The 17,888-nt window shown below is 72.9% G+C and carries 15 protein-coding genes and 1 pseudogene; 8 read left to right on the forward strand and 8 right to left on the reverse strand.

All coding sequences use genetic code 11. The annotated features are described in order from the left end of the window. Positions 1–48: 48 nt before the first annotated feature. On the forward strand, positions 49–1,203 hold the full coding sequence (locus tag C8250_RS32215; protein ID WP_138354340.1) for a YihY/virulence factor BrkB family protein: 1,155 nt from the start codon (positions 49–51) through the stop codon (positions 1,201–1,203). Positions 1,204–1,207: 4 nt separating this feature from the next. Further along, entirely contained in the window at positions 1,208–2,002 is a 795-nt protein-coding gene (locus tag C8250_RS32220; protein ID WP_138354341.1) for a helix-turn-helix domain-containing protein, read from the forward strand. Here C8250_RS32220 and C8250_RS32225 read toward each other — a convergent pair. Then, positions 1,921–2,388 carry a VOC family protein gene (locus C8250_RS32225; protein ID WP_187145052.1) on the reverse strand — a complete coding sequence of 156 codons (468 nt, stop codon included), beginning with the start codon at positions 2,386–2,388 and terminating at the stop codon, positions 1,921–1,923. The genes C8250_RS32220 and C8250_RS32225 overlap by 82 nt on opposite strands. A 241-nt stretch (positions 2,389–2,629) precedes the next feature. Here C8250_RS32225 and rsgA point away from each other — a divergent pair, with 241 nt between their 5' ends. After that, positions 2,630–3,736, forward strand: a complete 1,107-nt coding sequence (gene rsgA / locus C8250_RS32230; protein WP_232485436.1) for a ribosome small subunit-dependent GTPase A — start codon at positions 2,630–2,632, stop codon at positions 3,734–3,736. A gap of 87 nt (positions 3,737–3,823) precedes the next feature. Here the strand turns inward: rsgA and C8250_RS44525 are convergent, their stop codons facing one another. Together C8250_RS44525 and C8250_RS32235 are read right to left on the reverse strand one after the other, a co-directional pair. Beyond that, a complete protein-coding gene (locus C8250_RS44525) occupies positions 3,824–3,952 on the reverse strand; it encodes a hypothetical protein (protein WP_269276532.1) in 129 nt (42 codons plus the stop codon). Between the two features lie 170 nt (positions 3,953–4,122). Continuing rightward, on the reverse strand, positions 4,123–5,169 hold the full coding sequence (locus tag C8250_RS32235; protein ID WP_138354343.1) for a LacI family DNA-binding transcriptional regulator: 1,047 nt from the start codon (positions 5,167–5,169) through the stop codon (positions 4,123–4,125). Between the two features lie 157 nt (positions 5,170–5,326). On the opposite strand from C8250_RS32235, the pseudogene C8250_RS32240 reads away from it, so the two are divergent. Then, positions 5,327–6,729 (forward strand): annotated as a pseudogene (locus C8250_RS32240) (AlkA N-terminal domain-containing protein). Beyond that, a complete protein-coding gene (locus C8250_RS32245; protein WP_138358036.1) occupies positions 6,726–7,259 on the forward strand; it encodes a methylated-DNA--[protein]-cysteine S-methyltransferase in 534 nt (177 codons plus the stop codon). Before C8250_RS32240 ends, C8250_RS32245 begins: the two are co-directional and overlap by 4 nt. Here C8250_RS32245 and C8250_RS32250 read toward each other — a convergent pair. The 3 genes from C8250_RS32250 to C8250_RS32260 form a co-directional block, all read right to left on the reverse strand. Continuing rightward, on the reverse strand, positions 7,242–7,655 hold the full coding sequence (locus tag C8250_RS32250) for a PPOX class F420-dependent oxidoreductase (RefSeq protein WP_138358038.1): 414 nt from the start codon (positions 7,653–7,655) through the stop codon (positions 7,242–7,244). The genes C8250_RS32245 and C8250_RS32250 overlap by 18 nt on opposite strands. A gap of 89 nt (positions 7,656–7,744) precedes the next feature. Further along, positions 7,745–8,227 (reverse strand): DUF456 domain-containing protein, encoded by a 483-nt coding sequence (locus C8250_RS32255; protein ID WP_138358040.1) that lies wholly within the window; start codon positions 8,225–8,227, stop codon positions 7,745–7,747. Between the two features lie 54 nt (positions 8,228–8,281). Beyond that, positions 8,282–9,265, reverse strand: coding sequence for a LuxR family transcriptional regulator (locus C8250_RS32260; protein ID WP_138358042.1), 984 nt, complete (start codon positions 9,263–9,265; stop codon positions 8,282–8,284). A gap of 242 nt (positions 9,266–9,507) precedes the next feature. Between C8250_RS32260 and C8250_RS32265 the strand changes: the two genes are divergently transcribed. Both C8250_RS32265 and C8250_RS32270 read left to right on the forward strand, forming a co-directional pair. After that, positions 9,508–11,022 carry a protein phosphatase 2C domain-containing protein gene (locus tag C8250_RS32265; RefSeq protein ID WP_138358044.1) on the forward strand — a complete coding sequence of 505 codons (1,515 nt, stop codon included), beginning with the start codon at positions 9,508–9,510 and terminating at the stop codon, positions 11,020–11,022. Between the two features lie 87 nt (positions 11,023–11,109). Then, complete coding sequence (locus C8250_RS32270) at positions 11,110–12,852, forward strand: pyruvate dehydrogenase (protein ID WP_138358046.1); 1,743 nt, start codon at positions 11,110–11,112, stop codon at positions 12,850–12,852. 36 nt (positions 12,853–12,888) lie between these two features. Here C8250_RS32270 and C8250_RS32275 read toward each other — a convergent pair whose 3' ends face one another. After that, positions 12,889–15,996, reverse strand: a complete 3,108-nt coding sequence (locus tag C8250_RS32275) for a glycoside hydrolase family 38 C-terminal domain-containing protein (RefSeq protein WP_138358048.1) — start codon at positions 15,994–15,996, stop codon at positions 12,889–12,891. Positions 15,997–16,218: 222 nt separating this feature from the next. Between C8250_RS32275 and C8250_RS32280 the strand changes: the two genes are divergently transcribed. Then, positions 16,219–16,662, forward strand: coding sequence for an ATP-binding protein (locus C8250_RS32280; protein WP_138358050.1), 444 nt, complete (start codon positions 16,219–16,221; stop codon positions 16,660–16,662). A gap of 23 nt (positions 16,663–16,685) precedes the next feature. Here C8250_RS32280 and C8250_RS32285 read toward each other — a convergent pair whose 3' ends face one another. Then, complete coding sequence (locus C8250_RS32285) at positions 16,686–17,777, reverse strand: DUF2637 domain-containing protein (RefSeq protein WP_138358052.1); 1,092 nt, start codon at positions 17,775–17,777, stop codon at positions 16,686–16,688. Positions 17,778–17,888 lie beyond the last annotated feature (111 nt).

The raw sequence follows: 17,888 nt of genomic DNA on the forward strand, positions 1-17,888 counted from the left end.
CCGGCAGGGGGTGGGACCGGGCCCGCCCGGGGCGGATACCGTAGGCGGGTGCACGCAGCGGATGGAAGAAAAGGGCGGCCTCCCGGCCGCTGGGGCAGGGCCCGGGCTCTGTACCGGAATGTGTCGAAGCGCAAGGTCGGCTGGCTGCTGCTGAAGGACACCGTCAACTCCTCCATCGAGTACCGGGTCACCGGGCTCGCCGCGGAGGCGGCGTTCTTCGTTCTGCTGTCCCTCCCGCCGCTGCTGCTCGGCCTGGTCGGCGCGCTCGGCTACGTGGACACCGTCATCCGCACCGACACGATCGCGCACCTGCGCGAGAACATCCTCACCGCGTCCGCGACGGTGCTGTCGGACAAGGGCGTGAACCAGCTGGTCCGGCCACTGGTGGACAGCGTCTTCCACGGGCGGCGGCCCGATCTCATCTCGCTCGGCTTCGTGATCGCGCTCTGGTCGGGCTCCCGCGCCGTCAACGTCTTCGTCGACACCATCACGATCATGTACGGCCTGGAAGGGCACCGCGGGATCGTCAAGACCCGGCTGCTCGCCCTGCTGCTGTACATCGTCGCGCTCGTCGTCGGCGCGTTGGTGCTGCCGCTGATGGTCGCCGGCCCTGACGCGTTCGTCTCGGTGCTGCCGCGCAGCCAGGGCACCATCCACATCCTCTACTGGCCGGTCGTCCTGCTGGTGTCGATCGCCTTCCTCACCACGCTCTACCACGTGTCGGTGCCCGTGCGGTCGCCCTGGTACGAGGACGTGCCGGGCGCGCTCATCGCGCTGATGATGTGGGTCCTCGGCAGTTTCCTGCTGCGCATCTACCTCACGAACACCGTCGAGGGCCCGACGATCTACGGTTCGCTGGCCGCGCCCGTCGCGGTGCTCCTGTGGATCGGCATCTCCGCCTTCGCGGTGCTCGTCGGCGCCGCCGTCAACGCGGCCGTGGACCGTATCTGGCCGTCGCTCGCCACCGCCGCCGCCCGTGCCGAGAACGCCCGCGCCCTGGAGGCGGCCGCGGTCCGGGTGGTCGCCGACGCCGCCAGGCGGCGTGCCGCGGAGGACGGCCGCGACGACGACTTCGACGACGACGCGGATCTCGGCCCGGACGACCCCCCGCCCGCCGAGTTCCCCGAACGCTGGACGCGCTTCCTGCCGCCGTCGGACGTCCGCGCACGCCTTCGCCGCCGCGACCGGCGCGGCGCAGAATAGAGCTGTGTACCAGGAGAGGCTGTCCCGGGTCGCGGGCGCGGTGCTCTGGACCCGGACCGTCGGGGCCGGGGAGGGCGGGCCCTACCGGGTGCTGCCCGACGGCTGCATGGACGTGATCTGGTGCGACGGGGAACTGATCGTCACCGGCCCCGACACCCGCGCCCATGTGGCGCAGACCCCCGCGGGCGCGCGCTTCGCCGGGCTGCGGTTCGCGCCCGGGCAGGGGCCGGGGGTGCTGGGCGTTCCGGCGTACGAACTGCGTGATCTGCGGGTGCCGCTGGCCGCGGTCTGGCCCGGCGGCACCGCGCGGCGGATCGCCGAGCGGATCGGGGACGCGGCCGATCCGGGGAGCGCGCTCGAGGACGCGGTGACCGGGTCCGTACCCGGGACCGGCGCCCGGCGCGGGCCCGGAGCCGCGGATCCGCTGCTGGCCGCGACGGCGTCCCGGCTGGCCTCCGGCGGGAGCGTGGCCGCCGCGGCGGAAGCCGCCGGGCTGGGCGAACGGCAGCTGTACCGGCGCAGCCTGGCGGCGTTCGGCTACGGCCCGAAGACGCTCGCGCGGGTCCTGCGGCTGCAACGGGCGCTGGAACTGGCCCGGCGCGGCACCCCGTTCGCCGAGGTCGCGGTGGCGGCGCGGTACGCCGACCAGGCCCATCTCGCGCGCGAGGTGAAAGCGCTGGCCGGAGTACCGCTCGGCGAGCTCGTCGGTCAAGTCGGTCAAGCAGCAGGGCCCGGCTCGGCCGGCAGCGCCGCCAGCAGGTCGACGTGGTTGCCGTCGGCGTCCAGGACGGTGGCGTAACGCTGGCCCCACGGGGCGTCGAACGGTGCGAGGTGCGCGGTGTGGCCCGCGCCCGTGAGGTCGGCGTAGACCTTGTCGACCGCCGCCGGGCCGTCGCAGGTGAAGGCCAGCCCGGCCCGGCCGCTGCCCTGCGGCGGGGCCTGCCAGTCCGGGGTGAAGGACCGTACGACCTCCTCGGTGTCCCAGACGAGGAGCGGACCGCCGGGAAGCGCCGCTTCGACGTGCGGCTGGGTGTCGGCCTCCGCCGGGATGTCCAGGCCGAGCCGGCGGTAGAAGGCGAGCGACGCGGCCATGTCGGAGGCGAGCAGACCGATGAACGCGAATCGAGGAGTCATGCCGCCACGGTAGGTGCGCCGCGGGCCCGGGGTCTTGAACGAATCGGACATCGAACCGCTTCGCCACGTCGCGATAAATCGGTGGACAGCGCTTCGGGCCCTGTCGTACGGTCCTCAGGACCGCAGCGGTGGAAGACCGCGGCCGGCACACATACGCGGAGGTGTTTTTCGATGACTGTCATTGCGCAGGGCGCTGCCCTCATCCCGTCGCACAGCATCCTTATCTCCGCGGTCGCCGGCTGACCTCTCCCAGACCCTCAGCTCCGGGGCCGCCCTTTCGAAGGGCATTCCGTTGACCAACGGATCTGCTTCCCTCCCGTTCACCACGTTCGGCTGGGACTCCATTCTCGACACCGAATTCACCCCGTACGCCGCCCAGGGCCTGTTGCCGGGCCGGATCGTGCGGGTCGACCGCGGGCTCTGCGACGTCGTCACCCCTGACGGCACGCTGCGCGCGGACACCACCTTCGTCAACTCCTCCTCCGATCCCATGAAGCTGGCCTGCACCGGCGACTGGGTGGCCGTCGACCCGGACGCGCCGACCGGTCCCGCGGTGCGCGCGCTGCTGCCGCGGCGCACGGCCTTCGTCCGCTCGACCTCGTCCAGCCGTTCCGAGGGACAGGTGCTGGCGGCCAACATCGACTACGCCGTGATCGCCGTGTCGCTGGCCGCCGAACTCGACCTGGGCCGGCTGGAACGGTTCCTGTCCCTGGCCTGGGAGAGCGGCGCGCAGCCGCTCGTCGTCCTGACCAAGGCGGACCTCGTGGCCGACACGACGCATCTGCTCGCCGACGCCGAGAGCACGGCGCCCGGCGTCCAGGTGCTCGTGGTGAGCGCCAGCACCGGTGAGGGCATCGATGTGCTCTCCGCGGTGCTGGCCGGCAGCACCTCCGTGCTCCTCGGCCAGTCCGGCGCGGGCAAGTCCACCCTGACCAACGCCCTGCTGGGCCAGGAGATCCAGGAGGTCCAGGCCATCCGTGACGCCGACGGCAAGGGGCGGCACACCACCACCACGCGGGATCTGCTGCCGCTGCCGACCGGCGGGGTGCTCATCGACACCCCCGGGCTGCGGGGGGTCGGGCTGTGGGACGCCGAGTCCGGGCTCTCACAGGTCTTCTCGGAGATCGAGGCGCTCTCCGCCGACTGCCGCTTCCACGACTGCTCGCATGTCGCGGAGCCCGGCTGCGCGGTGCTCGCCGCCCTGGAGGACGGCACGCTGCCGCACCGCAGGCTGGAGAGCTACCGCAAACTGCTGCGCGAGAACGCCTGGATCGCCTCCCGCACCGACCAGCGGCTGCGCGCCGAGATGCGCCGTGACTGGAAGATGAAGTCGGCGGCGGGGCGGGCGATGTACGAGGCGAAGCGCGGTGGTGGCGGCGGCCACCGCAGGCAGGCCTGAGACCGCACGCAGGCCTGAGACGGGTCCGGTGGCGGGTCCGGTGACGGACCCGCCATGTCCTTCAACGAGGCTGCGGTGAGCGCGGGTTCAGCCGGCGCCGTTGTGACGATGACGGCGCCGGATCGCGATCGGGCTTCCCTCGCTCCAGAACGTGGCCACGACGCTCGCGATCCCGAGGGCCACGATCACAATGCCGAGGATGATCGTGTAGACCATGAGCGTCCTCCTGTTGGCGGGGGTGCGTACCGTCACCGCACCTTCACAATCGCTGTCGTTCCGTGACCTTCCCGTTGCCTTCCGTTCCCAACCGTCCCAACAGGAACCAGTACTTCGACGGCCGGATCCCACCCCCGGGGACCACGGCCGGACCACCCGCGCCCACCGCGTCAGGCCGAGCGCCGTCTGACCAGGTGGGTGGGGGTGACCACGGAGGACAGCGGCAGGGCGCCGGGGGCGTCGCGCCGCGGGTCGAGGCTGCGCAGCAGCAGCCGGGCCATCAGCCGGCCCATCTCCTCGATGTCCTGACGGACCGTCGTCAGCGGGGGATCGGTCAACTGCGCGACCTGGACCATGTCGTCGAAGCCGACCAGTGCGACATCGCCCGGCACGCTCCGCCCGCGCTCCCGCAGCACCCGCAGTGCCCCCGAGGCCATCAGGTCGGAGGCGGCGAAGACCCCGTCCAGGTCCGGGCAGCGGTCCAGCAGCTCGGCCATCGCGCGCTCGCCGCCGTCGGGGGTGAAGTCGCCCTCGGCGATCAGCGCCGGATCGGCGTCCGGCAGGATGTCGCGGAAACCGTCGAGCCGGTCGACGGACGCGGTCTGGTCGAGCGGCCCGCTGATGTGGGCGATCCGGCGGCGGCCGAGCCCCGTCAGATGGCGTACGGCCGTCCGCGCCCCGCCCCGGTTGTCACAGTCCACGTAGAGCGCGTTGCGGTCCCGGTCGGTCTCCGCCCAGCCGGGCCGCCCACCGAAGACGGTGGGGATGCCCGCCTTGCGGGCGAGCTCGGGCAGCGGGTCGTGCGCGTGCAGCGAGAAGATCAGCGCACCGTCGACATGGCCGCCCGCGAGATAGCGGCCGACCCGGTCGTAGTCGGCGGTGCCCTCGACCAGGAGCAGCACCAGCTGGTTGTCGTGCGCGGTCAGCTCCTTGCTGATGCCGCGCACCTGCTGGGCGAAGAACGGGTCGGAGAAGAACCGGGTCTCGGGTTCCGCGACCACGACGGCCACCGCGTCGTTGCGGCGGGTGACCAGTGTCCTGGCCGCCTGGTTCGGTACGTAGCCCAGCTCGTCGACCGCCTGCCGCACCCGGTCGGCCAGCGGCGCGCGCACCCCCGCACCACCGTTGACCACACGTGACGCGGTGGCCCGTGACACCCCGGCCCGTTCGGCGACGGCCTCCAGGGTGGGACGGGACGGGAAGGTCTGCTCGGACACTGCACGCTCCTCTGCGAGCTGGATGCGGACAGGGTATCTCCCTGGTCCAGCCTCGGGAGAGCGCTCTCATAGGTTGCCGCGTATCGCTGATCCCCCGCTGATCTCCGTGTCCGATTTCCGCCAGTGAAGGGCCGCCCGATGCCGCAGACTGGGGAACATGATTGACGAAGAGACCGGATATGCGGCGGTACGCGGCCGCGATGCCCGTTTCGACGGCGTCTTCTTCTTCGCGGTCGCGACGACCGGCATCTACTGCCGTCCCAGCTGCCCGGCGGTGACGCCCAAGCAGCGGAACGTGCGCTACTACCCCACGGCCGCCGCCGCCCAGAGCGGTGGCTTCCGCGCCTGCCGGCGCTGCCGCCCGGACGCGGTGCCCGGCTCGCCGGAGTGGAACGTCCGCGCCGACGTCGTGGGCCGCGCCATGCGGCTGATCGGCGACGGCGTGGTCGACCGAGAGGGCGTGGCGGGCCTGGCCGACCGGCTCGGCTACAGCTCCCGCCAGGTCCACCGCCAGCTCACCGCCGAGGTCGGCGCGGGCCCGGTGGCACTGGCCCGCGCGCAGCGCGCCCTGGCCGCACGGGTCCTGCTCCAGACCACCACCCTGTCCGTCACCGACACGGCGTTCGCGGCCGGTTTCGCCAGCGTCCGCCAGTTCAACGACACCATCCGCGAGATCTACGCCCGCACCCCGAGCGAACTGCGCGCCGCCGCGCGGGCCGGCACCGGCACCGCCACCACCGGGCGGGCGGCGGAGCCCGGCTCGGCCTCCGGGGTGCCCCTGCGGCTCGCCTACCGGGGCCCTTACGACGCGCAGGGGGTCTTCGACTTCCTGCACACGGAGCTGGTGCCGGGGATCGAGGAGATCACCGGGCCGCCCGGCCGGCGCACCTACCGGCGGACCCTGCGGCTGCCGCACGGCCCCGGCGTGGCCGAGGTGGACGAGCGCCGCCGGGCCGGCTGGCTCGACTGCCGGCTCCGCCTCGCCGACCTGCGGGACCTGACCACCGCCGTCCAGCGGGTACGCCGGCTGTTCGACCTGGACGCCGACCCGTACGCCGTCGCGGACTCGCTGAGCGGTGACCCGCTGCTCGGGCCGCTGATCGCCGCCCGGCCGGGGCTGCGTTCACCGGGCGCCGCCGACCCCGACGAGCTCGCCGTGCGCGCCGTACTCGCCGACCCGGCCGCCGCAGGCGCTCGTCGTCACGGCCTGCGGCGATCCGCCCCGCCCCCGACGGTGGCCTCACCCACCTCTTCCCGGAACCCGCCCGCATCGACGACCCCGCCCTGCGCCCGCTGACCGGCGCGCTCGCCGCCGGCACCCTGCGCCTCGACCCGGGCACCGACCGCGACGAGGCGGGCCGCGCGCTGCTGGCCCTGCCGGGCGTCGACGCCCGGACGGCCGGATACATCCGGCTCCGCGCCCTCGGCGACCCCGACGTCGCACTGCCCAACGAACCACCGCTCAGCGACGCGTGGCGCCCGTGGCGGAGCTACGCCCTGCACCACCTCTGGGCCGCGGGCCACCGCGCCCGACCCCGACTGGAGATGACAACCGCATGACCAGCCCCGTAAGCCCCGCAACGCCCGTGAGCTCCGCGACCCCCGCGGCCGGCCCGGTGACCCTCTACACCACCGTCGACAGCCCCCTCGGGGAGCTGCTCCTCACCGGTGACGGCACCGCCCTCACCTCGCTCTCGGTCCCCGGCCAGCGGGGCGGCGCCACCGTCCTGCCCGGCTGGCGCCGTGAGCCCACCGCGTTCGCCGCGGCCGAGCGCCAGCTCAAGGAGTACTTCGCGGGCGAGCGCCGGACGTTCGAGCTCCCGCTCGCCCCCGCCGGCTCCGACTTCCGGCTCCGGGTGTGGAACGCCCTCGACACCGTTCCGTACGGCGCGACCGTCAGCTATCGCGGGCTCGCCGAAGCCGCCGGATCGCCCGGCGCGGTACGTGCCATCGGCGGCGCGGTCGGCGCCAACCCGCTGCTCGTCGTCCGCCCCTGCCACCGGGTGATCGGCGCGGACGGCAGCCTCACCGGCTACTCCGGCGGACTGGAGCGCAAGCGGACCCTGCTCACGCTAGAGGGCGTCCTCTGACACCGTCCGCCCGTGCATCCCGGGCTCCTCGCCCTCGATGCCCCAGGTGATCACCCGGCGCGGCCGGATCCGGATCACCTCCGGGCTGAGGTAGGCCCCCAGATCGTGCGCCCCGGTCAGCTGCTCCGCGTCCCCCCGGATCTCGATGCCGCGCACCGCCCACGGATGCCGGCTGACGATGTCGTCGACGATCAGCGACACCAGCGGATTCCCCGCGATGTTCCGCCACTTCTTCGTCGTCCCCATCGCATACCCGCCGATGTCGATCGAGCCGTCGTCCCGCACCACGAACCCCACCGCGTTCGCCTGCGGCTGCCCCTTCCCGTCCACCGTCGCCAGCCGGCCCAGCTTCTGCCCGTCCAGATACGCCCGCTCGCCCGCACTGAAAATCGTCATACGGCCAGCCTCACACCGGGGTGACGCCGGGGCATCGGCTCTTGGACCTAGGCCGCTGGGCCCAGGGCACCGGGCGCCGGTCCCGGCCGTCAGCCGAAGACGACGGCGCCGAGCCACGCGCCCGCCACCAGGAGGCAGGCGAAGAGCTCGGCGAGGACGGAGCGGCCGATGGCGCGCATGGCGGTGCGGGTGGCGGTCCAGGCGCCGCCGTGCGACCCGAGCCGGACGCGTTCCACGGCGTAGATGTACGCCACGAAGCCGATGGGCGCGCCGATCACCGGGAGGACGAAGAACCCGACGATGGCGGTGGAACCGGCGGCGAAGACATTGCGCCAGGTGAGTTGGGAATCGCGGATGCGGCGGGCCGGCAGCAGCCACTGGACCACCTGGTTGAGCGCCAGCAGACCGGTGGCGGCGGCGAGGACCCCCCAGGTCAGCGTGGTGTGCAGATTGGTCGCCCACCACAGGACGGCGCCCCAGCACAGCAGCGATCCGGGCACACCGGGGACCAGTACGCCGAGCAGCCCGAGCAGCATCACGACGCCGATCAGGCACAGCTGTGGTGTCCCCATGGACTCACCCTGCCGGATAGTCGCCGCGCCCGCCCCCGGATATCGGCCGGGTGGTCACCCGTGCCGGGCGACCCAGCCGCGTTCGTAGGCGTGCCAGCCGAGCTGGAGCCGGGTGGTGACCCCGGCGATCTCCATGAGGTGCTTCACCCGGCGCTGCACGGTGCGCAGCCCGAGGTCGAGCTGCTTGGCGACGCTGGCGTCGGTGAGCCCGGCGAGGAGCAGCGAGAGGATCTGCAGATCGACGAAGTCGGGCGCGTCCAGCGGCACCTCGTCGACGCCGAGGCCGTTCAGCCGCAGCGGCATCGAGGTGCGCCACACCCCCTCGAAGAGCCCCATCAGGGATTCGAGCAGACCGCTGGCGTGCACGACCAGCGCGGCGGGCTGTCCGGTGCGGCGGGTCAGCGGCACCATGGCGAGCGACGCGTCGGCCACCACCAGCTTCGTCGGGACCCGGTCGATCACCCGTACCTGCTCGCTGCGGTTCATCGCGGCGGAGAGCTCGGTGATGCCGTTCGCGCTGGTGAGGATCTCGCGTTCGATCACCACGCGGTAGGCGACACCGCGCTCGGCGGCCTGCTCCTCGGCGCTGTTGTCCATGCCGGTCACGGCGACGGGGGTGCCGGTGACCAGGGCGCAGACCTCCTTCTCCGCGCCGAGCTGCAGTTGCAGGAAGCGCTGGGCGACGGCGTTCGCGCCGGTCACCACTTCCAGCAGGTCGTGGACGGCGGGTTCGGTGGCCTCGGCCCGGAACTCCGAGGCGAGCACGGCCGCCGCGAGTTCCGCCTGTTCGAGTTCATACCGCTGCTGGGTGAGCAGCGCGGCGAGCGCGACGCCCGGTGGCGCGGCGACCCAGCGGCCCGGCCGGGCCGAGGACTGGGCCACCAGTCCGTGTCCCTCCAGCCGTCGCAGTGTGCGAGCCGCATCCTCCTCGGACGTGCCGAGGCGCTGCGCGAGGTCGGATATCTCGGCGGCACCGAGACCGATCAACGCGCGGTAAGCGGACTCCTGGACGTCGTCGAGTCCTATGGCACCGAGCACGGCGCCCCCTCCCCAAGGGTGGCGGGAATGAGCCACGGCGGTTTCCCGCCGCGGACATCTTCCCTGCTCACCCCCCTGTTCTGCCAGTGTGGCGGCGATGCGGGCATGACTTGGCACGACTTGGGTCGTTTCGCTCGAGCGCCGTCGGCCGACCCCACCGTGGGGGGAGGGCCGGCCGACGGACCCGCGTCAGGTATGCCGTCCACCGTTTCTGAAGGCCTTTCGCGGTGGACAATAAGGGCATGAGCCAGCAGGGGGAGACGCACCCTCGTCAAGAGGACGAGTGGTGGCGCCAGTTGTACGGGAGCCCGGAACCGGGCGATCCACAGGAGTCGGCCGAAACGGTCGACGACCACTACGCCTCGGCCCTGTCCGCCGTGGGCGCCCCGGACGAACCGGCGGTCCGGGACGATCCACCTGTTCGGGACGAACCGCCCGCCGGCGGGGTGCCGCCCGCCCGGGATCCGTACGCACAGGGCCCGTACGACCGGAGCCCGTACGACCAGGATGCGCCCGAGCACGACGACCCCGGACCGCCGGACACCCTCCGGCTCCGCCGGACCGGACGGACGGCCGCCCAGGCCGCACCGCCGCAGACACCGCCCGCGGCGCCCGCACCGCCATCGCCCACCGTCCCGTCCCAGCAGGCGGCTCCGCAGCCGGCTCCGGCGGACCGGCCGCCGCGCGGCGGGGTGATCCCCACCGCGGGCGAGGCGTGGGGGCCGCGGGAGACACCGCAGCAGGCGTATCAGCAGCCCTACGAGGAACCGCGGCAGGCGTACCAGCCGCCCTACGAGGCACCGGCGCCGACCGCCTTCGGCGAAGGCCCGGTGACGTGGAGCGATCCTGATCCCGGCCCGGCGCCGGACCTGCCGCCCGGATGGGCGGCGGCGGAGCCGGCCGCCGAGGCGGCGCCCCCGTTCGTGGGCGACGGCCCTCCGACGTACGCGGCGGAGCCGACCGCCTGGCCGGTGGCGCACCCGGACGAGCTCGACAGCCTCGTACCCGACACGGTGCTGGACGGGGCGCAGTACGGCGTCCTGACGCTGCGGACCGCCTCCGTACGCGGGGATTCCGCGCGGTACCGGGGCCAGCCCCGGCGGGACGCGCTGCTGACGGCGCGCTTCGGCACCGGCGACGACGGCCTCCTGCTGCTGGCGGTCGCCAGTGGCGCGCGGGCCGCCGATGACGCGCCCCGGGCCGCGCAGGACGCCTGCCGGTGGATCGCCGGCGCGGTCGGCCGGAGCCAGCTGCGGCTGTCCGAGGACATCCGCGCCGCCCGCCGCGGCTCGCTCAAGTCCGGGCTGCACCGGCTCACCGACCGCTGCTACGGGCGGCTGCGCGCCCGGGGCGAGGACCTCGGGTTGGAGGAGGGCCAGTACACGGCCTCGCTGCGCTGCCTGCTGCTGCCGGTGGACCCGTCCTGCCGCATCCGGCTGTTCTTCGGCGTCGGGGACGGCGGGCTGTTCCGGATCCGCGACGGCAGCTGGCAGGACCTGGACCCGGTCGGCAAGGACGCGGAGCCCGGCGAGCGCTTCCGCTTCCGGGCCTCGGTCGCGCATCCCGGCGACGCGCTGCTGCTGTGCAGTGGTGGCCTCGCCGAACCGCTGCGCGGCGAGCCGGCCCTCGCCGCCCGGCTGGCCCACCAGTGGGGCAGCGGCCGCCCGCCGGGCCTCACCGCGTTCCTGGCCGAGGCGCAGACCCGCGTCAAGGGCTACGCCGACGACCGCACCGCCGTCGGCGTCTGGGACGCCTGAACGCGACCGCGCGCGCCTGAGTGGCGGACCCGTCCTCGTCGTGGGGAGATGGAGCGAAGTCCCCGCGACGAGCGATTGGTGCGCCCGATGGCGAAGCAGACCGTGGCCGAGCAGTTCGTCGACGTCCTGGTGCGAGCCGGGGTGGAGCGGATGTACGGCGTCGTCGGCGACAGCCTCAACCCCGTCGTCGACGCGATCCGGCGCAACGCGGCCATCGAATGGGTGCATGTGCGCCACGAGGAGGTGGCGGCCTTCGCCGCGGGCGCGGAGGCCCAGATCTCCGGGAAGCTGACGGCCTGCGCCGGTTCCTGCGGCCCCGGCAACGTCCATCTGCTCAACGGCCTGTTCGACGCGCACCGCTCGATGGCCCCGGTGCTGGCGCTGGCCGCGCAGATCCCCAGCAGCGAGATCGGCACCGGTTACTTCCAGGAGACCCACCCGGACCAGATGTTCAAGGAATGCAGCCACTACAGCGAGCTGATCTCCAACCCGCAGCAGATGCCCCGGGTGCTGCAGACCGCGATCCAGCACGCGATCGGCCGCGGTGGCGTCTCCGTCATCAGCCTCCCCGGCGACATCGCGGCGCAGCCGGCCCCGCAGCGCAGCATCGAGCACGCCCTCGTCACCCGCCGGCCCTCGGTCCGGCCCGGTGACGCCGAGCTCGACGCGCTCGCCCGGATGGTGGACGCCGCGGACAAGGTGACGCTGTTCTGCGGCAGCGGCACGGCCGGCGCGCACGACGAGGTGATGGCTTTCGCCGAGCGGGTGAAGGCGCCGGTCGGCCATGCCCTGCGCGGAAAGGAGTGGATCCAGTTCGACAACCCGTACGACGTGGGCATGAGCGGACTGCTCGGCTACGGAGCCGCGTACGAGGCGATGCACGAGTGCGACCTGCTGATCCTGCTCGGCACGGACTTCCCGTACAACGCCTTCCTGCCCGACGACGTGAAGATCGTGCAGGTGGACGTCCGCCCGGAGCACCTCGGCCGCCGTTCCAAGCTGGATCTGGCGGTGTGGGGCGATGTGCGCGAGACGCTGAGCTGTCTGACGCCCAAAGTGCGGGCCAAGACGCAGCGCAAGTTCCTCGACCGGATGCTGAAGAAGCACAGCGACGCCCTGGAAGGCGTCGTCAAGGCGTACACCCGCAAGGTCGGGAAGCACGTCCCGATCCACCCCGAGTACGTGGCCTCGGTCCTGGACGAGGAGGCCGCGGACGACGCGGTCTTCACCGTCGACACCGGCATGTGCAACGTCTGGGCCGCCCGCTACCTCACCCCGAACGGCAAGCGCCGGGTGATCGGCTCGTTCACCCACGGCTCGATGGCCAACGCGATGCCGCAGGCGATCGGCGCCCAGTTCCTGGACCGCAGCCGCCAGGTCGTCGCGATGTCCGGCGACGGCGGTTTCTCGATGCTGATGGGTGACTTCCTGACCCTGGTGCAGCACGAACTGCCGGTGAAGATCGTGCTGTTCAACAACTCCTCGCTCGGCATGGTCGAGCTGGAGATGCTGGTGGCGGGTCTGCCGGCGTCCGGAACGGCCAACCACAACCCGGACTTCGCGGCGGTCGCGCGGGCGTGCGGGGCCTACGGGGTCCGGGTGGAGAAGCCGAAGGAGCTGCGGGACGCGCTGCGCGGCGCGTTCCGGCACAAGGGGCCGGCACTGGTGGACGTGGTCACCGACCCGAACGCGCTGTCCATCCCGCCGAAGATCACGGGTGAGCAGATCGGCGGCTTCGCGCTGTCGATGAGCAGGACGGTGCTCGACGGCGGGGTCGGCAGGATGCTGCAGATGGCGCGCTCCAACCTGCGCAACGTGCCGCGGCCCTGACCCCGGCCCTTGACCCCGGCCCCTGGCGGTGGTTGCTCAGGAACGCGCGGGCCGGAGCCGCAGCGTCAGGATCTGGAACGGGCGCAGCTCCAGCGCGACGCCGCCGTCCCCGGCCCGCTCCGCGGCCCGCAGTGGACGCTCCAGCAGATCCGTCACCGTCGCGTCGGCGACCGGGAACGCCGTCGAGAGGGTGCCGGCCACCCGGCCGCCGCGCGACTCGTAGAGCCGCACCACCACATCGCCCGAGCGGTCGTCGGCGAGTTTCACCGCCTCGACGGTGATCGACGGGTGATCGGCGGACACCAGTGACGGCACCGCCGGCGCCCCGGCGATCCGCAGCGGCAGATTCAGCGCCAGCCCCTCGGCCACCGCGTCGCCGGTCCCGGCGCCCGGCAGCAGCGCGTAGGTGAAGCGGTGCGTGCCCTGGTCGGTCTCCGGGTCGGGGCTGTGCGGAGCGCGCAGCAGGGTCAGCCGGACGGTGGTTCCGGTACGTCCCGCGTGCACGGTGCGGGTCACGTCATGGCCGTACGTCGAGTCGTTGAGCACCGCGACGCCGTAGCCGGGCTCGGCGACCCGCAGCCAGCGGTGCGCGCAGATCTCGAAACGCGCCGCGTCCCAGCTGGTGTTGGTGTGCGTCGGGCGGAAGACATGGCCGAACTGGATCTCGGACGCGCTGCGGTCGGCGTGCACATCGACCGGGAAGGCCGCCTTGAGCACCTTCTCGGACTCGTGCCAGTCCACCTCGGTGACGAAGTCCAGCCGCGAGCTGCCGGCGCGCAGCCGGAGGTCCTGGCGTACCCGGGACGATCCGAAGGCCCGTACGGTGCGCACCACCGCGAGCAGCGGGCCGGTGGCGGTCGCCGCGACCGACTCGGCGGCCGTCAGATCGGTGCGCCGCCGGCGGTAGTGCCGGTCGATGTCCCAGGCGTCCCACTTGTTGGGGTGGTCGGGATGCAGCTGCAGCAGGTTGCCGCGGGTGCCGGGCGCCAGCACCTCGCGTCCGCCGGCCCGCAGATCGACGACGGAGGCCAGCAGCCCGTCCGCGTCGACGACGACCCGCAGCAGGCCGTTGTCGAGGACGTGCGTGCCACCGCTGACGGTGACCGTGACCGGGGTGTGCCCGGGGTCGGTACCGGCCAGCGGCGCGGAGCCGAGCGCGGGCACCCGGACGGCGACCGCCGCCCGGCCGTCCGCCAGCCGCTGGGCGCCGATGCCGTCCGGCAGCCCGGCGGCGTCGGCCTCGACCACCTCGTCCCGGCCGTACGGTGCGGCGTTGAGGACGGCGGGGGCGCCACCGCCCAGCGACCGGACGGCGGCGGTGGTGATCCCCGTCAGCTCCTCGCGCACCCGCTCGTAGGTGTCGCGGGCCTCGCGGTGCACCCAGGCGATCGAGCTGCCCGGCAGGATGTCGTGGAACTGGTGCAGCAGCACCGTCTTCCAGATCCGGTCCAGATCGTCGTACGGATAGCCGTACGACGGGTCGCGCAGCGCCGCGGTGGTGGCCCAGAGCTCGGCCTCCCGCAGCAGGTGTTCACTGCGCCGGTTGCCCTGCTTGGTCTTCGCCTGGGTGGTGTACGTGGCCCGGTGCAGCTCCAGGTACATCTCGCCGGACCAGACCGGCGCCTCGCGGGCGTACTCGCGTTCCGCCGCCGCGAAGAAGGCGGCCGGTTTCTCGATGTCGACCCGCGGTGAGCCCTCCAGCGACCGCAGCCTGCGGGCCTTCTCCATCATCTCCCGGGTCGGGCCGCCGCCGCCGTCACCCCAGCCGAACGGCACCAGGGAACGGGTGGCGCGGCCCTTCTCGGCGAAGTTCCGTACCGCGCGGGCGAGTTCGTGGCCTGCGAAGTGCGAGTTGTAGGTGTCGACGGGTGGGAAGTGGGTGAACACCCGCGTTCCGTCGATGCCTTCCCACCAGAACGTGTGGTGCGGCATCTTGTTGGACTGGTTCCACGACAGCTTCTGGGTGAGGAACCAGCGGACCCCGGCCAGCTCCGCCAGCTGCGGGAAGGCGGCGGTGTAGCCGAACGAGTCCGGCAGCCAGACCTCCTCGGTCTCCACTCCCAGCTCGTCGAGGAAGAACCGCTTGCCGTGCACGAGCTGGCGGGCCAGCGCCTCGCCGCCGGGCATGTTGGCGTCCGGCTCGACCCACATCGACCCGACGGGCGCCCAGGACCCGTCGCGCACGGCCCGCTGGATGCGCTGCCAGATGTGCGGCTGGTGCTCCTTGACCCAGGCGTACTGCTGGGCCTGCGAGCAGGCGAAGACCAGCTCGGGGTACTCCTGGGCGAGCGCGGTGACGTTGGCGAACGTCCGGGACGCCTTGCGGACGGTCTCGCGCAGCGGCCACAGCCAGGCCGAGTCGATATGGGCGTGCCCGGCGGCGGAGATCCGGTGGGCGCTGGCGTGCGCGGGCCGGGACAGCGCCTCGACCAGTTCGGCACGGGCGGCGGGCGCGGTGCCGCGCACATCGTGCAGGTCCAGGGCGTCCAGCATGTTCTCCAGCGCCCGCAGGATCTCGTGCCGGCGCGGTTCGTGCGGGGCCAGCTCGCCCATCAGCTCGGAGAGCACCTCGATGTCCAGCAGCAGATGCCAGACCTGCTCGTCGAGGACCGCCAGGTCGGCGGAGGCGAAACGGTACAGCGGCCGGTCCCCGGCGGTCAGCACGTCGCCGAGCAGGGTGGGGGCGAAGCCGTGCAGCACGGCCGGGTTGGCGGCCGCCTCCAGCAGCAGGTGCACCGGCTCGCCGCCCAGCGCCGAAGCGGTCACCGGGACATGGCGGTTCATCGGATGGATGCCCTTCACCGGCACCCCCGCCGCGTCGTGGACCAGTCCCTCGGCCTGGAACCCCGGTCCCTCGCCGGTGAACCCGGGGTCGATGACCACCTCGACGCGCTGCCCGACCCAGTTCTGCGGCACGGCGCCCTCCAGCCGGAACCAGCTGGTCGACCACGGAGTGCCCCATTCGGTGCCGGGCGCGAAGGGTTCGAAGACCCCCTGCAGCGCCTGTTCCACCGGGACCGGTTCACCCGCCACCTGCCACACGGACAGGGTCAGCGGCACCCGGGCGGCGTACTGGGCGGGCCTGATGAACTGGGTGACCGCCCGGTCCAGACGTCCTTCGACCAACTGCCGGTCGTCGTGCATCGCGGCTCCTGAGGGGGTTCGGGGGTCACCCCCCGGCGGAATCGGCTCATGCGAGGGGTTACCCGTTCCCCCCGCGTCCGCAACAAGGGTCCGTCCGGCCGGTGGTGGGCAGCACTGCCGTGCCCCCGGCGGAACCCGGGCCCATGACTGGATGGCCCTGCGGTGGGCATGCATCCCGACAGGATGTTCGACGGGGATGAGGGCGGCGGCCGGAGCGGAGCGATGGAGCGTCAGCCGAAGGAAGAATGCGGCCACGGACCACGAGGCACCGTCGAGGTGCGGGAACTGCGGCACGCCCTGCGCCACGCGGATCTCTCGGCGATAGCCGAGGCGCGCAGGCTGCTGCGCGAGCAGCTGCGGCACTGGGGTGTGCCGGGACTGGTCGACATCGCCGAACTGCTGGCCAGCGAACTGGTCACCAACGCGCTCCAGCACACGGACGAGGGAGCGGTGCTCACCGCGACGCTCTCCGGCGGGCCGGTGCACCGGCTGCGCGTCGAGGTGCACGACCACGCGGCCAGGCGCCCCCGGCTGCACACACCGGGCGAGAACGCCACGTCGGGCCGCGGGCTGCTGCTCGTGCAGGCGCTCGCCGATTCCTGGGGTGTGCGCTCACTGGGCACCGGGAAGATCGTCTGGTTCGAGCTGGCCGTCGACACCGCCTGACATGACGATGTGTCGCCCGAGGATCAGCCGAACTGCCGTTCCAGGTGCTGGAGTTTGCGCTCCAGTGAATCCAGCCGGGGGATCGTCAGCGTGTCGTCCTCGGCCGTGAGGTCGACGGTGAGCGGCGCTTCCGCCGGCACCGGTGACGCCGCCGGCAGTTCGGACCGCTCCGAGCGCTCCGGCTGGAAGGGGGGACGCGGGCGCACCGGCAGTTCGGCCGTCCCGGCGGTTATGACGGGCTCCGTGGTGCCGCCCTGACCTCCGCCGCCCGCGCCTCCGCCGGGCAGTTCCGGGCGACGGTCGCCCCGGTCCCGGCTCCAGCCGCGGTGCTGGCGGTTGAGCGCCCTGACCCGGGCCCGCTCCAGCCGGTCGTGGTCGCGGCGGCGGACGTCGTTCACTGCCTTCTGCTTGCGGTCCTCGCGGACCTCCTCCACCGCCTCGTCGAGCGAGCGCACGTTCTCCAGCAGCATCAGCGACCAGGCGCCGTAGGTCTCCAGCGGGGCGCGCATCCAGCGGACCATCCTGATCTGCGGCAGCGGACGCGGCACCAGGCCCTGTTCGCGCAGCGCGGCCCGGCGGGTCTGCTTGAGCGCCCGGTCGAACAGCACCGCCGCCGACAGGGACATCCCGGCGAAGAACTGCGGAGCGCCGGCGTGCTCGATACCGCGTGGCGCGTGCACCCAGTTGAACCAGGCCGCGGCGCCCGCGAACATCCACACCAGCATCCGGGAGCCGAGCGCCGCGTCGCCGTGGCTGGCCTCGCGCACCGCGAGCACCGAGCAGAACATCGCCGCGCCGTCGAGGCCGAACGGGACCAGGTACTCCCAGCCGCCGTCGAGGTTCAGGTTCTGCCGGCCGAAGCCGACCAGTCCGTGGAAGGAGAGCGCCGCGGCGACCGCCGCACAGCAGAAGAGCAGGACGTACGACGCGCTTCCGTAGACCGCTTCCTTGCGGCGCCGGCGTTCCTCGCTGCGCTCCCATGAATCGCTGCCGGGTACGTTCTCGTCGCCGCCGCGCGCACGGCGGTTGCGGAGCGCGACCGCCGAGGCCGCGAGGACCGCCAGGCCCACGGCCCCCGAGAGCGTCCAGTCCAGCGATATGTCGGTAAGTCTCATGTGCGATTCCTAGCGTCGCTTCCGTCGCGCTCGGGCCGCGGGACGGCTTACGGGCGCCATCTTGGCGAACGGCGCACGGACGTGAAGAGGTTTCGCCGGAATAACACGCCT

The organism is Streptomyces sp. So13.3, from assembly GCF_005860785.2.
Lineage (GTDB): Bacteria > Actinomycetota > Actinomycetes > Streptomycetales > Streptomycetaceae > Actinacidiphila > Actinacidiphila fildesensis.

Coding starts and splice junctions, on each gene's coding strand:
- C8250_RS32225 (WP_187145052.1), bottom strand. CDS start 2,388: ATGTCCGATTCGTTCAAGACCCCGGGCCCGCGGCGCACCTACCGTGGC.
- C8250_RS44525 (WP_269276532.1), bottom strand. CDS start 3,952: ATGGTCTACACGATCATCCTCGGCATTGTGATCGTGGCCCTCGGGATC.
- C8250_RS32245 (WP_138358036.1), top strand. CDS start 6,726: ATGACCAGCCCCGTAAGCCCCGCAACGCCCGTGAGCTCCGCGACCCCC.
- C8250_RS32250 (WP_138358038.1), bottom strand. CDS start 7,655: ATGACGATTTTCAGTGCGGGCGAGCGGGCGTATCTGGACGGGCAGAAG.
- C8250_RS32255 (WP_138358040.1), bottom strand. CDS start 8,227: ATGGGGACACCACAGCTGTGCCTGATCGGCGTCGTGATGCTGCTCGGG.
- C8250_RS32265 (WP_138358044.1), top strand. CDS start 9,508: ATGAGCCAGCAGGGGGAGACGCACCCTCGTCAAGAGGACGAGTGGTGG.
- C8250_RS32270 (WP_138358046.1), top strand. CDS start 11,110: ATGGCGAAGCAGACCGTGGCCGAGCAGTTCGTCGACGTCCTGGTGCGA.
- C8250_RS32275 (WP_138358048.1), bottom strand. CDS start 15,996: ATGCACGACGACCGGCAGTTGGTCGAAGGACGTCTGGACCGGGCGGTC.
- C8250_RS32280 (WP_138358050.1), top strand. CDS start 16,219: ATGGAGCGTCAGCCGAAGGAAGAATGCGGCCACGGACCACGAGGCACC.
- C8250_RS32285 (WP_138358052.1), bottom strand. CDS start 17,777: ATGAGACTTACCGACATATCGCTGGACTGGACGCTCTCGGGGGCCGTG.